Origin of the sequence: Winogradskyella sp., assembly GCF_965656915.1 — a bacterium.
In the GTDB taxonomy this organism is placed as follows: domain Bacteria; phylum Bacteroidota; class Bacteroidia; order Flavobacteriales; family Flavobacteriaceae; genus Winogradskyella.
On the sequence record NZ_CBFHMI010000054.1, the window covers coordinates 1 to 14,974 of the forward strand.

General features: G+C 33.5%; 8 protein-coding genes. 6 read left to right on the plus strand and 2 right to left on the minus strand.

Translation table 11 applies throughout. The features are described from left to right. Positions 1-45: 45 nt before the first annotated feature. Positions 46-5,160 (minus strand): MG2 domain-containing protein, encoded by a 5,115-nt coding sequence (locus tag ACTG3Y_RS11215; protein WP_439153014.1) that lies wholly within the window; start codon positions 5,158-5,160, stop codon positions 46-48. A gap of 156 nt (positions 5,161-5,316) precedes the next feature. Between ACTG3Y_RS11215 and ACTG3Y_RS11220 the strand changes: the two genes are divergently transcribed. The 6 genes from ACTG3Y_RS11220 to ACTG3Y_RS11245 all read left to right on the plus strand — a co-directional run bounded on the left by ACTG3Y_RS11220 (position 5,317) and on the right by ACTG3Y_RS11245 (position 12,966). Beyond that, positions 5,317-6,270 carry a tetratricopeptide repeat protein gene (locus ACTG3Y_RS11220; protein ID WP_439153015.1) on the plus strand — a complete coding sequence of 318 codons (954 nt, stop codon included), beginning with the start codon at positions 5,317-5,319 and terminating at the stop codon, positions 6,268-6,270. A gap of 115 nt (positions 6,271-6,385) precedes the next feature. Beyond that, entirely contained in the window at positions 6,386-7,078 is a 693-nt protein-coding gene (locus ACTG3Y_RS11225) for a TetR/AcrR family transcriptional regulator (RefSeq protein ID WP_439153016.1), read from the plus strand. After that, on the plus strand, positions 7,065-8,726 hold the full coding sequence (locus ACTG3Y_RS11230; RefSeq protein ID WP_439153017.1) for a peptidase domain-containing ABC transporter: 1,662 nt from the start codon (positions 7,065-7,067) through the stop codon (positions 8,724-8,726). Before ACTG3Y_RS11225 ends, ACTG3Y_RS11230 begins: the two co-directional genes overlap by 14 nt. Positions 8,727-8,737: 11 nt before the next feature. Next, entirely contained in the window at positions 8,738-10,096 is a 1,359-nt protein-coding gene (locus tag ACTG3Y_RS11235) for an HlyD family secretion protein (RefSeq protein ID WP_439153018.1), read from the plus strand. Then, entirely contained in the window at positions 10,097-11,500 is a 1,404-nt protein-coding gene (locus ACTG3Y_RS11240; protein WP_439153019.1) for a TolC family protein, read from the plus strand. Positions 11,501-11,613: 113 nt separating this feature from the next. Beyond that, positions 11,614-12,966: a UDP-N-acetylmuramate--L-alanine ligase gene (locus ACTG3Y_RS11245; protein WP_439153020.1), complete on the plus strand. Its 1,353-nt coding sequence runs from the start codon at positions 11,614-11,616 to the stop codon at positions 12,964-12,966. A 110-nt stretch (positions 12,967-13,076) separates the two neighbouring features. On the opposite strand, the gene ACTG3Y_RS11250 is transcribed toward ACTG3Y_RS11245, so the two are convergent. Next, positions 13,077-14,921, minus strand: a complete 1,845-nt coding sequence (locus ACTG3Y_RS11250) for a cystathionine beta-synthase (RefSeq protein WP_439153021.1) — start codon at positions 14,919-14,921, stop codon at positions 13,077-13,079. Positions 14,922-14,974: the final 53 nt, after the last annotated feature.

The window sequence follows — 14,974 nt, forward strand, 5'->3', positions numbered from 1 at the left end:
TAAGGTCATAAGTCCTTTGGCATAAAGTGAACGCTTTAACCAATACTACTGTATTTGATTTTTATAATAGTCCATTATCTTTTGCACGTCATTAGATGGCTTTAATTCAGGGTAAAAGCTTCTCACATACAAGTAATGCAGTTGCATGTAAGACAAATGGTCTTTACTTAAATCTATATTTTTGTTATACTTTTTAAGGTTATTGTATTCTTTCACAAATTCCTGATCTAAATATCTAAAAGCGCTTTGAATGAGATTTTCCTTATTACCACTCTGATTGACATTGAGTTGTTTTAAATGGCCAAATCCTGCGATAATATGTTGTGTGATATAGCGATTATCTCTACCACCATTAAACCAGGACCATGCACCAGATGACATTTGGTTGTTCTTCAGTTTTCGTTGAGCAGATTGTAATTCACTACTCATTTTATTAAGGTCGAATAGCAATCCGATACGTTTTTTCTGTTCAGTCTCTGATTGTGCATCACGTAGCCAAGGTGTTTCTTCAATTAATAAGGCTTTTAATTCCTGATTCTTCTCTAAGTTACTCAACAAAGCATCTGTTGATTTCCACTGATTAAAAACAGCTTCAATATTAGGATTTGAATTAACTATATGTTTGGCTAGTGTATTGGCATAATAACGGGCAAAAACCTGCTCATTACAATCATAAGGGTACTCCATTAAATATGGTAATGCCTGCAAGGCATACCAGGCTGGATTCGACGTCATTTCTAAAGTCAATTTATGATTGCTTAAGGTTGTTGAGGTAGTGTTTTTTAATTTATCTAAAGTGAATGTTTTAGTCTGATTAGAACGTACCCACATTGGTAAGGTTTCGGTTACTAACATTCGGTTAGATAATACAGGTAACGCATTTTGTTCACCATCAGCAAAGTTACCAGCTTTTGCAATGACTTTATATTGTATAGCTTGTATACCTTCTGGAATAGTTAAATTCCAAGTCACTTGAATATTCCCTCTAGCATTTACTTCAAACCTTAATTCATTCTCAGTATTGGATAGTTCGCTATCAATAGATTTTCCGCTAATAGGATCTGTCAATAATAATTGAGCAACACCAGATAATTGCTTTTCTGTGAGGTTTGCGATTTTAGTACATATTCTAATCTTATCACCTTCGCGCAAAAAAGGTGGTACATTTGTTATGACCATTAACTCTTTTTGAGTGACGGCTTCTAACTGCATGATTGCGCTTTCTAAAGTTTTGGTATGAGCTAATAATTGCAGTTTCCATTTGGTTAAGGCTTCTGGTGCTTTAAAATTAAAACTCCCGTTACCTTCTGCATCGGTTTGCAATTGTGGGAAGAAAAATGCAGTTTCGTTTAGGTTTTTCCGGATTTGGATACTCTTTCCTTTGTTGGAAACAATTTTAGCTTTTTTCGATAAAAAAGAGTAGTCTGGATCATCTAAATATTCTGAAGTTTTGAATTTTCCAACTGTTTCAAAATAAACACTATCATTTAATCGCCCACCTGCATTCATATAATCAATACCAGAGTCAGTTTCTCTTACTTCTAGATTTTCAACTGCATCTTCTGAAATCATTAAGTATTCTTCTGGTGTATCTTTGTAATCTTCAAATTTAACACCAGGTACTCTTGCTAGCGTTCTTCTAATATGGGAACTTCCGTAACCAAAATACAATCCAAACCAATTCAATTGGTCATAGTTTTGACTTGGATAACCACTAATTTGTGCAAAACGATTAAAGAGTCTAAAGTTGGTGTTTTGGAAACTACCATATCCATTTTTATTGACACGTCCGTAATATTCTGGGTAGTAAATAGGATTGAAATTCCAGTTATGTGCTCTAAATTCGTCTAAAGAGGCATCGTACATGCTTGCCAGCAATTCAGCTGAAACTTTATCTCCTTCTGGGCCTTTTATTTTAAAACTCCAGGTTTCGTCTTGGCCTGGTTGTAATTTATCTCTAAAGGTTACAGTTTCAATGTCTAAGTCGGTTTTAGGATAAGGCACATTAACTCTAAAACTTTGCGAAACATAAGAATTAAATGCTGCTAAACTGCAATGTGCTTCAAAACCACCAAGATCATTTTCTAAAACAGGAATACTAATCGTTTTTTTAGAATGGTTGAGTCTTACTAATTGTGTTACAATAATTTCATTATCCTTTTCAATGTCAACGGTTACGGTGATGTCCTTGGCAGCTGAACCTAAAGTGAGCTTCGCTATATCTCCGGCTTTGTAAGAGTCTTTATCTAAAGTGGCTTCAAACAACTGATGATCTGCTATATTTTTATCAGAGTTATTGAATAGTGAGATATACTTTTCATCTTTTACAATTTGTTCAAATTTATCCTGACTTTCAGCCACTATGATATACTTACCAGAATCCCAATTCTTCAACTTTTTAAGGATGATACTTTTGTCCTTTTCAGTGTTAAAGTTAGCACTAAAGACTTCTTTTCCTTTTTTCCAATTGGTTAATAGATGCTCATTGTTATAAGGATCGTGTGGAAACAGTCTTTTAAATTCTTCTTTAGAAATAATCTGATAATCTGGTGCATTCCACGGTCTGTTTCTTAGAACATTTTCAGGAGCTTCGAGCTTATAGATTTTTAATGTGCCTATTGCAGGTACAGACTCACCATTCAAGTTTTGAGACACTAACTCTATTTTGTGTTTCTTTTTAGCTGTATCGATGATATCAGATGATACTATGTTCAACATCATAGCATGGTAACCTACATTAACTATAGTTGTGGCTGTTCTGGTTTCACCATTAATATCGGTGACATCAGCTGTTATTTCATACTTAAAAACCGGCAAATTATCTTTTGATACGCTTTCATCAGGAATGGCTTTAAACGTGATTTTAAATTCACCTTTACTATTAGTTTTAACTTCTCCAAAGGTGATTTCTTGAGGTTCAGAATTAAAATAAGGTCGTCTCCAATAGTACCAGCCAGGAAATTGAACTTGACGCTTTACACGATATACCACCTTAGCATCAGTGATATTACTGCCAGCAAAGGCAATGGCTTTTCCAAGTACAGTTATGCTGTCGTTGACTTTAAAAGTTTCGAAAATGGGTTGAAACTCTGGTTTAAATTTTGGGCGTTTATATTCTTCTACAGAGAAGGTTGCATAACCAAAATTACCACAGAACATTTCAATAGTATAACCGCCTGTTAAGCCATCATTTGGTAAGATAAATTCTCCACTTACAGAACCAAATTCATTTGTTTTTAAAAGTAGCTCACTAACATCTTCACCATTAACATTTTTTAATTTTACTTTGGCTACATTATCTGTAAAAACTTTAGTTTTACCATCTTTGGTTGCTATAGCTATACCTTTAAAATAGACGGTTTGTCTTGGTCTATAGATACTGCGATCTGTAAATAGAAAGACATTATATTTGGTATCATTATTTTCTCGTTCTCTATATTTTCGACTGATGTAGTAATCTCCAAAAAAGGCAATGTCGTCCTTGTAATCAGCTTTTATTTCAACTGCTCGATAGTAGTTCTTGTCTCTTTTAAATTCAAACTTTCCAAAACGATTGGTTACAAATATTTTAGAAAACGTTCTATTATTATTGTTTCTATATGAGATGTTAATGTCAGCATCTACTATTGGTTCACCATTGGTTCTATTGATGAGTTGGTAATTAACTTTATCATCTTCAGAACTTTCTGTAAGTGCTAAATCGGTAACTTGAAGATGTGCAACGGCGAACACATTCTCATCAGCGTATGTTTCTGCTTTTATGAGATATAGACCATTTTTTAATTCAGGTAAAATGATTTCAGTGCTGTGATTTTGAAAATCACCTTCAGATTTTAGACTGCTTTCAAAAGTTTGGGTGATACGTAAGTTTTTGAAGAATTGTGTTTTTTCAGCTGCATTATATCTTTCGTTATACGATTTTAGCTGACTTTTACTGATCTTATAAATCTTAAATCTAAGCTTAGTAAGATTCTTGTAGTTGACTAATATGCGAGAAGGTGAATTAATTGGTATAAAGCCTTCTGCCTGCAGTCTTAAATTAGGTTGAAGAATCTGCTGTTTTAATACTTCAAATTTTTTAGCTCCCTGACTCTCTGGGTGTTTTTCAATGACCTTATTGCAAAGTTCTATGGCTTCTTTTAGCTTCCATCGATGGTTACTATTAACTTCTTCTGGTTCTGAGCTATTATACCTGTTACCTTGTTTTTGGTATAAAGATGCGATTTCAAAATCGTATAAAGACGAATACGGATAGCTTTTAGTTTTCTCACTTTCCTTTAATAATGCTTCAAAATATAAATCTTCTTTGTTGTCTAATGTAGAGTGCTCAAAAATGAATTTGAGTCGCTCAATATTATTAGAGACTATAGGATATGGAGAGCCGTCAGGAACATGTGCTTTAAAAAGGTTTTGGTAAATCTTAAGTGAATGTAATTGCAAAGAGGTCGTGTCTTTAGTTTCTATTTCTAAGTTAGAGAAGGTGTCATAATCGATAAAATAGTCTGGTTGATCAATACTGAATTTATAAGCAGGTTTTGTTATGCTATTCTCATCTGTTTTGTAGAAAGCTAAGGCATTATGACTTAATAAATCAAATAAGGTTGGTCGGAATGTTTTAGAGTTTTCAGCTTCAATTAAAAGCATGCTGTATTTGCTAAGTGATTCTTGCTGTAGTAGAATTCCGTTTTCTAATGAACGCTGAAAATAAACATGTATCTCATTAAAGAGGGTTTCTAAATCCCAAGTTCTAAAATCCTCACTATTTTTTACTGCGGTCTTACTTCGATTATAAAACTGATATCTATTTTGTTGAAAATATTGCCAATACATATTGGCTAACATATTTTCCAAAATATGTTTGGTGACGAGGTTATCTGTAAGTTTAATTTCAGATTTAAATAAATCAATAATATTGAGCTGGGCTTCTTCCTCTAAAACTAGCATATACTTACTTTCATAAAGTAATGCTTTTATACGTTGTTGCGATTGTTCTTTTTCTTTGGCGGATTTAAAAATGGTATCTACGACTTCTGCAGCACTTTTGATAAGACCTTCTTTTTCATATTTAGTAACAGCGTTCCATTGACTGTCAAAGTCATCTTGAGCGTTAGAAAAATTAGCAAAACATAGAATCATTAATAGAGAGATATAGTATTTCATTCTGAATTTCAATTTTGTTTAAAAATACCTTCAAAAGGTATTCCAAAAACAGTCATAACGCGTAAACGCCTTATTTGGATGAGTGAAGTTAATCAATTTGTGATTGAAACGGAACGTTATTAAATTGTATTTTTGCATTAATAGAAATGCTTTTTTATGAGAAATTTGTTATGGATTTTGATGCTATCTTTTTCCTCTTACAGCCAAGATGCTAAAGAAAAAGCTAAGACTTTAATTGATAGTAAACAATTTCAGAGTGCTCAGAATGAATTAACAGAATTCTTAGAGCAAAATACTGAAGATGAGCAAGCTATGGAGTTGCTTGGTAATGCCTATGGACACGAAAAAAAATGGGATGAAGCTATTGAACAGTATAAGACTTTAACTGAGAGAGAACCAAATAATGCCAATTACCAGTATAAGTATGGTGGTGCATTGGGTATGAAAGCATTAAGCGTAAGTAAGCTAAGAGCTTTAGGGATTATAGGAGATGTTAAATCTGCATTTTTAAAGGCGGCGGAATTAGATCCAAAACATATTGATACACGTTGGGCATTAGTAGAGCTTTATATATCACTACCTGGAATAGTCGGTGGAAGTATCTCAAAAGCATTAAAGTATGCCAACGAATTAGAAAAATTATCTAAAGTAGATGGTTATTTAGCAAAAGGTTACGTGTATAAATATGATGACCAACCAGAACTAGCTGAAAAATATTATAAATTAGCTATAAAAGTTGGCGGTTCAGTAACCTGTTATGAAAAACTTACCAATTTTTATGAAGATCAAAAACAACCGGAAAAAGCTATAGATAACCTTGAATCGGCACAAAAGAAACATCAAAGAAATGCTATGCACTATCAAATCGGTAAAGTTTGTGCAGACTATAACATCCAACTAGATAAAGGGGAAAAGTGTCTTAAAGCTTATTTATCTAATCATTCTGCTAAAGACGGTGTGCCAAAAGCATGGGCTTATTATCGCTTAGCGCAAATCTACAAGCATAAAAACAATAAAACGGCTGCACTTAAGTGGATTGATAAAGCTATCACAACCTTACCTGAGATCGACGTATTTAAGGAGGAAAAATCCTTGATTTCAGAGCTTTAGACTAGAAATATAAAATTTACTTATAACATCCATAACTCTTTTTGGGTGCTAAATATTTGTTAAATATGCAAAAATGATAGTAATACTATTATATTTGCAATCAAATATTTTACAAATGATAAATTTACTATCAAATTTAAAGATTGCTGTACCAGATAAGATCTTTATAAAAGACCCTGAGTCATCAGATTTAGGGAAACGCATTATAGAACATAGTATTTTATTAATTGACGAGATAGGTTTCGATAGTTTCACTTTTAAGAAGTTAGGGTCAAAAATAGGTTCTAATGAAAGTTCTATCTACCGTTACTTTGAAAGTAAACATAAACTGCTATTATATTTAACGTCTTGGTATTGGGCATGGATAGAATATCAATTGGTATTTGCCACCTATAATATGCCAGATAAAACTGAACAATTGTTTAAAGCTATAGAGGTGGTCACTAAAACTATAGAGCAAGATGTTACGTTTACCCATATCAATGAAGTAAAGCTCCATAGAATTATTATTAATGAATATTCAAAATCATACCTAACTAAAGAGGTGGATAGTGAGAATAAAGAAGGCTATTTTGTAGTGTATAAACGATTAATAAGACGTCTTAGTGATATGATTGCCAATATTGATCCAGATTATAAATTTCCATTAAGTCTTGCGAGTACTATTGTGGAAGGTGCATTGCATCAGCATTTTTTAAAAGAACACTTTAGTTCTATAACCGACTGTGGGGAAAAAATTACACCTACCGATTACTTTTCAAATTTAGCATTAACGATTTTAAAACCAACAACAGATGAATCAAGATAAGCCAATTTTAACACCATGGCAGCGTTTTATTGGACTATTAAGATTAGAAAAGAAAGACCTGGTACAGGTTATATATTATGCTGTCTTTTCTGGGTTAATTAGTTTAACATTACCATTAGGTATACAGGCTATTATAAATTTAATTCAAGGCGCTCAAGTGAGCACATCATGGATAGTTTTGGTAGTATTAGTAACCATAGGAGTTGCCTTTGTGGGTATACTACAATTAATGCAAATGCGTATCATAGAAACCGTACAACAACGTATTTTTATGAGGGCATCATTTGAATTCACCTATAGGTTTCCAAAGATTAGAATGGACGAACTTAGAAATTATTATCCACCAGAATTGGCTAATCGTTTTTTCGATGTATTAACCGTTCAAAAAGGATTATCTAAATTACTAATTGATGTACCAACAGCGGTGTTACAAATTGTATTTGCCTTAATCTTACTGTCATTTTATCATCCATTTTTTATTGCCTTTGGTATTCTCCTAGTCTTGCTGATCTATGTGGTATTTAAATTCACCATACAAAAAGGGATGCAAACGAGTTTGCAAGAATCTAAGAAGAAATATATGGTGGCACATTGGATACAGGAAGTTGCCCGTGCAATCATCAGTTTTAAGGTTTCTGGTAAAACGTCCTTAGCACTAGATAAAAATGATAAACTTGTTGATGGCTATTTAAAAGACAGAGAAAGCCACTTTAAAATTCTGGTGATTCAGTTTATTCAAATGGTCGGATTTAAGGTAATAGTTACTGCCGGTCTTTTAATTATTGGTGGTCTGCTTGTGTTAAACCAAGAAATGAATATTGGACAGTTTGTAGCTGCAGAGATTATTATATTATTGGTTATCAACTCGGTAGAAAAATTAATTTTAGGATTGGAGTCATTTTACGATATATTAACCTCTCTTGAAAAAATGGGACAAGTTGTAGATAAGAGAATTGAAAGTCAGAAAGGTATAATTTTAGAAACAACAGATGAAATTAAAATAGAATTAGATAAAGTCAGTTATCAAGTGCCTAACCGATCATTACATATTCTTAAAGACGTTAGTTTAACCATTAAAGATAAATCCAGAATATTAATTCAAGGTGAAAGTGGTGCAGGTAAATCGAGTTTACTCAGAATAATTGCAGGAATTATTAGACCGACAAACGGAAGAATTTTTGTAAATGATGAAGCACTTCAAAATATTCAGTTAAATAGTTACAGATCATTGTTAGGATTATCCTTATCTGATGAGACACCTTTTGAAGGCAGTATTAGAGATAATTTAACCTTATCAGATAAATCTATAACCAATGATGATATACAAAAGGCCATAGATATTGTTGGTTTAAGAGACTATTTAAAAGAAACTGAAAGAGGACTTGAAACCATTATATATCCAGAAGGAAAACAAATGTCTTTCACTGTGGCCAAAAAAATAGTATTAGCACGTGCAATTCTTAAAAAGCCAAAAGTATTAATATTAGAAGAACCACTAGAGCATTTTGAGAGTAAAGAGGCGAAACAGATCATACAAAAACTTACTGATGAAAAAAATAGTTGGTCTCTCATAGTGGTAAGCTTTAATGATGCCTGGTCAAGTCAGTGCACGGAAGTAATTACGTTAAAAAGAGGAGAAATAATTTAAGATTTATAACTATGCTTAACATATCTAAAAACCCAATAAATAAGAACGTAGATTTAAGTGTGTTTAAATCCAGTAAACACGTATTTAATAAAAAATATTACAAACATTTCAATAGATTTTTAGGCGCATTTGCCATCTTTGGAATTATTGTGTTATTTCTACCTTGGACTCAGAATATCACTGGTAGAGGAAACGTTACGACACTCACTCCAGAGCAGAGACCACAGACTATTCAGTCTCCAATTCCTGGACGAATTGAGCAGTGGTTTGTACTCGAAGGTGATTTTGTCGCAAAAGGCGACACCATAATAAAAATCTCAGAAGTTAAAAGTGAATATTTCGATCCTGATTTAGTTGCGAGAACAGGTCAGCAACGCGATGCCAAAGCACTTTCTGTTGGTTCTTACGAAGAAAAGGTTAGAGCGCTCAATAGGCAGATAGCTGCGTTAAAAAATCAAAGACAATTAAAACTAGAGCAAGCAAAAAATAAATTAATTCAGGCAAGATTAAAGGTAGAGAGTGACAGCATTGATTTAGAAGCGGCTAAAACAAATAAACTAATTGCACAACGTAAATACGATCGTACCGTAACTTTAGAAAATGAAGGATTTATGGCAACAAGAGATGTAGAGGATAAACGATTGAAACTTCAGGAGACTGAAGCTAAGTTAATATCTCAGAGAAATAAATTATTGGAGAGTAAAAATGAAGTGCTTAACGCAAAATTTGAAATCTCTAGAGTAAATGCAGAATTCGAAGATAAAATATCTAAGGCGGAGAGTGATAGACAGACCGCTCAGTCCAATCAGTTTGATACCGAAGCGCAGGTAAGTAAGTTGGCTAATGAGTTTTCAAATTATCAAATTAGAGATTCTTTGCGTTATATCAAAGCACCTTATGATGGATATATTAATAAGGCGCTTAGAGCTGGTGTAGGGCAGACCTTTAAAGAAGGTGAATCATTAGTTGGTATAATGCCAGCAAGAGTAGATCTTGCAGTAGAAACCTTTGTTGAGCCAATTGATTTACCATTACTGCATATCGGAGAGAAAGTACGTGTTCAGTTTGATGGCTGGCCTGCAATTGTTTTTAGTGGATGGCCAAATGTATCTTATGGTACCTATGGAGCCAAAGTAGTGGCTATTGAAAATTTTATTAGTGATAATGGTAGATTTCGTGTTTTACTTGCGCCAGATGAAGACGATCACAAGTGGCCAAAGGATATTAGAGCAGGCTCCGGTGCATTTACAATGGCACTGTTAGACGATGTGCCAATTTGGTTCGAATTATGGCGAAAACTCAACGGTTTTCCGCCAAATTACTATCAACCAGAAGGCACAGTTAAAACTAAAATTAAAAAAGGACATTAAATGAAGCTAAAGTTTATAGTATTACTTATTGGTTTCAGTCTTACAGGATTTTCCCAAACCGAAAGTTTAGATAATGTACTTCGTTTTGATGAGTACCTAGGCTTTGTAAAGAAATTTCACCCTATCGTAAGACAGGCAGAGTTGGTTATAGACGAAAGTCAGGCTAAGTTAATGAAGTCTCGAGGTGCTTTCGATCCTAAGTTAGAAGTAGATTACGATCGCAAAAAATTTAAAGGCACAGAGTATTTTGATAGACTAAATGGAACGTTTAAAATTCCAACTTGGTTTGGTGTTGAACTTAAAGCCCAATTTGATGAGAATACTGGTGATTTCCTAAATCCTGAAGCATTTGTACCAGAAGATGGGTTATATAGTGCAGGAGTCATGGTACCATTAGGTCAAGGGTTACTCATTAATAATAGAATGGCAGCACTAAAACAAGCACGCTTGTTTAGAGAGCAAGCTAAGGCAGATCGCGATATCTATGTCAATAATATTTTATTTGAAGCTTCACTAGTGTATTTTAAATGGTTAAAGGCATATAACGAATTAAAACTTTTTGAAAATTTTTTAGTGAATGCACAGCTACGCTTTGAAGGTATTCAACGAGGAGTTGATGTGGGAGAAAATGCAGAAATTGATGCTACCGAAGCACGTATAGCATTTAACAATAGGCGATTAGGTTTAGAACAGTCTAAAGTAAAGTTATTAAAAGCCGCTTTAGAGCTTTCTAGCTTTCTTTGGTTAGATAACAACGTTCCGGTGGAATTGCAACCAGATGTGATTCCAGATGTTAATACTGAGCCTATAGTAGATGACACCTTTAATATCAATCAGTTGCGAAGTGATGAAACCATAATAGAAGAACATCCTAAAATTCTTTCATTAGGTTATAAGCTAGAAGGGCTAGAAGTAGATACGCGTTTAAAAGCCAATAGATTATTGCCAAGAATTGATGTAGAGTATAATTTCTTAACGCAAACTCCTGAAGTAGCAAGAAGTTTAAATACAGCGCAATATAAAGGTGGTTTTAATGTGAGTTTCCCATTGTTTTTAAGAAAAGAACGTGGCGATTTAAAATTGGCACAATTAAAGATGCAAGACACAGAATTTGAGATAGGAGCTACACGTGTTACACTTCAAAATAAAATTGATGCTTTAAAGCAAGAGTTGGAATCTTATGTGGCGCAAAACGAAATTACTAACCAGATGATAGCGGATTATCAACGTATGTTGCAATCTGAAGAGCGTAAGTTTGAATTAGGTGAAAGCTCTTTGTTTTTAGTAAACTCTCGAGAATCAAAGCTTATAGATGGGCAACTAAAAGCCATTGAAATTCAGAATAAATTCTTTAACACAAAAGCGAAGCTTTTTAATAGTTTGGCTGTAAATCCGGACTTATAGATCTAAGAATATAGATACTGGAAAAGAGATCAGATATATTGAGAAGATAATCAAGTTTTACTTTTTCTCTATTCTCTGTTCATTAATCTCTCATCTATATTTATATTTGTTACATGAACGTACATTTTATCGCTATAGGTGGTGCAGCCATGCACAATTTGGCCTTAGCACTTCATAATAAAGGCTATAGGGTTACAGGAAGTGACGACACTATTTTTGATCCTTCAAAATCTCGATTAGAGGCTAAAGGATTATTGCCAGAATCGTTTGGTTGGTTTCCTGAAAAAATATCGTCCCATTTAGATGCTATTGTATTAGGAATGCATGCTAAAGAAGATAATCCTGAATTACTTAAAGCTCAGGAACTCGGCTTAAAAATTTATAGTTATCCTGAGTTTTTGTATGAACAAGCTAAAGACAAAACAAGAGTGGTGATTGGAGGAAGCCATGGAAAAACAACCATAACTTCAATGATTTTGCACGTTATGCATTATCACGACAGAGATGTAGATTATATGGTTGGTGCCCAACTTGAAGGTTTTGATGTAATGGTGAAGCTTACAGAAGACAATGATTTTATAGTTTTAGAAGGTGATGAATATTTAAGTTCACCTATTGATAGACGACCAAAATTTCATTTGTATAAGCCTAATATTGCTTTATTAAGTGGCATAGCGTGGGACCATATTAATGTCTTCCCAACATATGAGAATTATGTAGAACAGTTTAGGATATTTATAGATTCTATTGTTAGAGGTGGAAGTATTAATTACAATGAAGAAGATGAAGAAGTTAAACGTGTGGTTGAAGCTTCAGAAAACCAAATTAGAAAGTTACCATATCGTACTCCAAACTATACAGTAGAAGATGGTGAAACCTTATTAGAAACACCAGAAGGACCAATGCCAATTGAAGTTTTTGGTGCACATAATCTTAATAATTTAGCTGGTGCTAAATGGATTTGCCAACATATGGGCATTGATGAAGATGACTTCTACGAAGCTATTTCTACATTTAAAGGAGCTAGTAAACGTCTAGAAAAAATAGCTAAAAATTCTAAATGCGTCGCCTATAAAGATTTTGCACATTCACCAAGTAAAGTAGAGGCTACGACAAAAGCTGTAAAAGAACAATATAGCGATAGGACTTTAGTCGCATGTTTAGAATTACATACCTACAGTAGTCTTAATGCAGAATTTTTAAAAGAATACAAAGGGGCATTAGATGCTGCAGATGTGGCTGTGGTTTTCTATTCACCACATGCCGTTGAAATTAAAAAGCTCGAAGAAGTTACGCACGAGGAAATCGCAACTGCTTTTGAACGCGATGATTTAATCATTTATACTAATCCCAATGATTTTAAAGACTTCTTATTTTCTCAGAATTTTAAAAACAAATCTTTATTGTTGATGAGTTCTGGTAATTATGGTGGTTTGGATTTTGATGAGGTTAAAGGACTTTTTTAGAAGATTAGCTATCTTTAGTGATATGAGTCCGTTTTAATGACTTATATCAGTCGATAGCTAAGTTCGTTGAAAAATTTTAGAATGTCAAATTAAAGTTAAATAGCTAGACGCTAAATACTCTCAACAAACTTCATAAATACATCCTTATGTTTTTCCAAATCCAAATTAGGTGATACTGAAACTCTTGCAATATAATCTTTATCGCCTTCTGAAGTAGTACCTTGGGTAGACGTGGCTGGTATAGTCCAATAACAACCTTTTAGTTGACCATAACTTACGCAGTATTTACTCTCGTTAGGGATTTTAGAAATCATTAAGTTGATGAGCTTTAAATTTAAAGTGCGTTTATAGGTTTCTCGTTCTTCTTCTGTATTACCTTTTGTTGGCAAGTCTAAAGAAAATACAGAAGGTGTAAAACCTTGTGCAGCTAGATCCTCAGACACAAAATTAATTTTGGCATCAGGTAAGGTGTCTTCAATAAAGTTAACAAACTCACGTGTGTTTGTATATGCGTCATTTATACGTTGTAGCATAGAAGGCAATTGTTCGGCTAAAATTTCATATTGTAAATCGGTAGCTTCATTATCGCATAAGGTTAAATGCTGTTCTATTTTTTCTAATAGTACCTCTGCTTTTTTATTAGTGACACAATATCCTACTGTACATTTTCCACCACTTGGAAATTTTGAGCCGCTAGCATAGGCAATTGTTTTTACTGCTGAGAGTATTTTACCTTCACCTAAAAAGTGAATATTCGGACAAAAGGTTTGATCTAAAATAAACACAGGTACAGTAGCACTATGACCTTTTGATGTTATTCGTTCTTTGGTTAAAACAGCTTTTAATTGGTCTAAATCTGGAACCTCTACTCTTGGATTTGTAGGAATCTCTGCGATGATATAGGGTACAGCATCTTCATCAGCAACTTTAGAAAGTACCCTGTCAATACTTTGTACCATATCATTATCACCATCTACTGGTAAATCTAAGATGTCAACATTATCGAGACAAGCAGCAACGCGTCTGGCTTGGTCATTGGTGCCACCATAGCAATTAGGAGGTACTAAAAATTTAATCGCTTTTCCTGGATGATTTTCTAGACCATCATCAATTAGTCCCATCATAATAGCATATTGAACTGAAAGACCACTAGAGCCAACCAAAGGTTTAGAAGTCGTGCCTGTTATGGCTTTTATTGAGTTTAATACACTAGCTTTATGTGTTTTGACATTGTTTTTGTCGCTAATAAAATTGCGCGCTTCACTTAAAGTATTTAAAGCTATTAGACAGTTAGCTGGAGTCATTGAAATCGTCTCACGTCTTCGCAAATGTTGAATTGTCGAAATATAAGGTTCGTTTTCAGTACCATTTATAATGCATACACTTCCTAGATTAGGATAAAGATTAATGTAAAAATCAACATTAGATTCAAGTCTGTTTATCTCTACTTTTTTGTGATTAGAAATTACGATACAGCTGCCATCAAAATCAGTGATAGCATCTATACTTTCAACTTTCTTTAGATCAAAATTATAGCCGTAAACTTGTCTTACTAATTCAGCGTTGAAAGATTCAGGTAAATCATCTATATAAATGATACGCGTATTTTTTCCATCGAATAAGTTTTTTCTTAAAACTGCCAAAATAGGTGCGGTTTGAGAAGAAAAGCTAATCACATTTTTTGGATCAATATAATGTAACTTAGCAATTGCCCATTCTAAAACACAAGACAATGGATGTCCTAAGCGAATATAATCGTAAGCTGTAGGTAATTGTTCTAAAGCCGTTTTATCTAAGTTATCACTTTTATAGAGGTTGTCGAAGGCTGCTGTAAACTCTATTTTTGCTAATTCTTCATTATAAATATCTAAACGATGAGTTGTTAGACCAATCCAGTCTGTGGGCATGTTTTGGATGACGTTTTCAATATAATTTAGGACTTTCTTGTCTTGCATAAATTTCTTTTCGTTGTTGGTTTGCAAAGATATTAAATCAATAGGCTTTAGTT

What these genes read in the sequence shown, in the direction of transcription:
- ACTG3Y_RS11245 (WP_439153020.1), top strand. Translation starts at nt 11,614, where the DNA reads ATGAACGTACATTTTATCGCTATAGGTGGTGCAGCCATGCACAATTTG.
- ACTG3Y_RS11220 (WP_439153015.1), top strand. Translation starts at nt 5,317, where the DNA reads ATGAGAAATTTGTTATGGATTTTGATGCTATCTTTTTCCTCTTACAGC.
- ACTG3Y_RS11225 (WP_439153016.1), top strand. Translation starts at nt 6,386, where the DNA reads ATGATAAATTTACTATCAAATTTAAAGATTGCTGTACCAGATAAGATC.
- ACTG3Y_RS11250 (WP_439153021.1), bottom strand. Translation starts at nt 14,921, where the DNA reads ATGCAAGACAAGAAAGTCCTAAATTATATTGAAAACGTCATCCAAAAC.
- ACTG3Y_RS11235 (WP_439153018.1), top strand. Translation starts at nt 8,738, where the DNA reads ATGCTTAACATATCTAAAAACCCAATAAATAAGAACGTAGATTTAAGT.
- ACTG3Y_RS11240 (WP_439153019.1), top strand. Translation starts at nt 10,097, where the DNA reads ATGAAGCTAAAGTTTATAGTATTACTTATTGGTTTCAGTCTTACAGGA.
- ACTG3Y_RS11215 (WP_439153014.1), bottom strand. Translation starts at nt 5,160, where the DNA reads ATGAAATACTATATCTCTCTATTAATGATTCTATGTTTTGCTAATTTT.
- ACTG3Y_RS11230 (WP_439153017.1), top strand. Translation starts at nt 7,065, where the DNA reads ATGAATCAAGATAAGCCAATTTTAACACCATGGCAGCGTTTTATTGGA.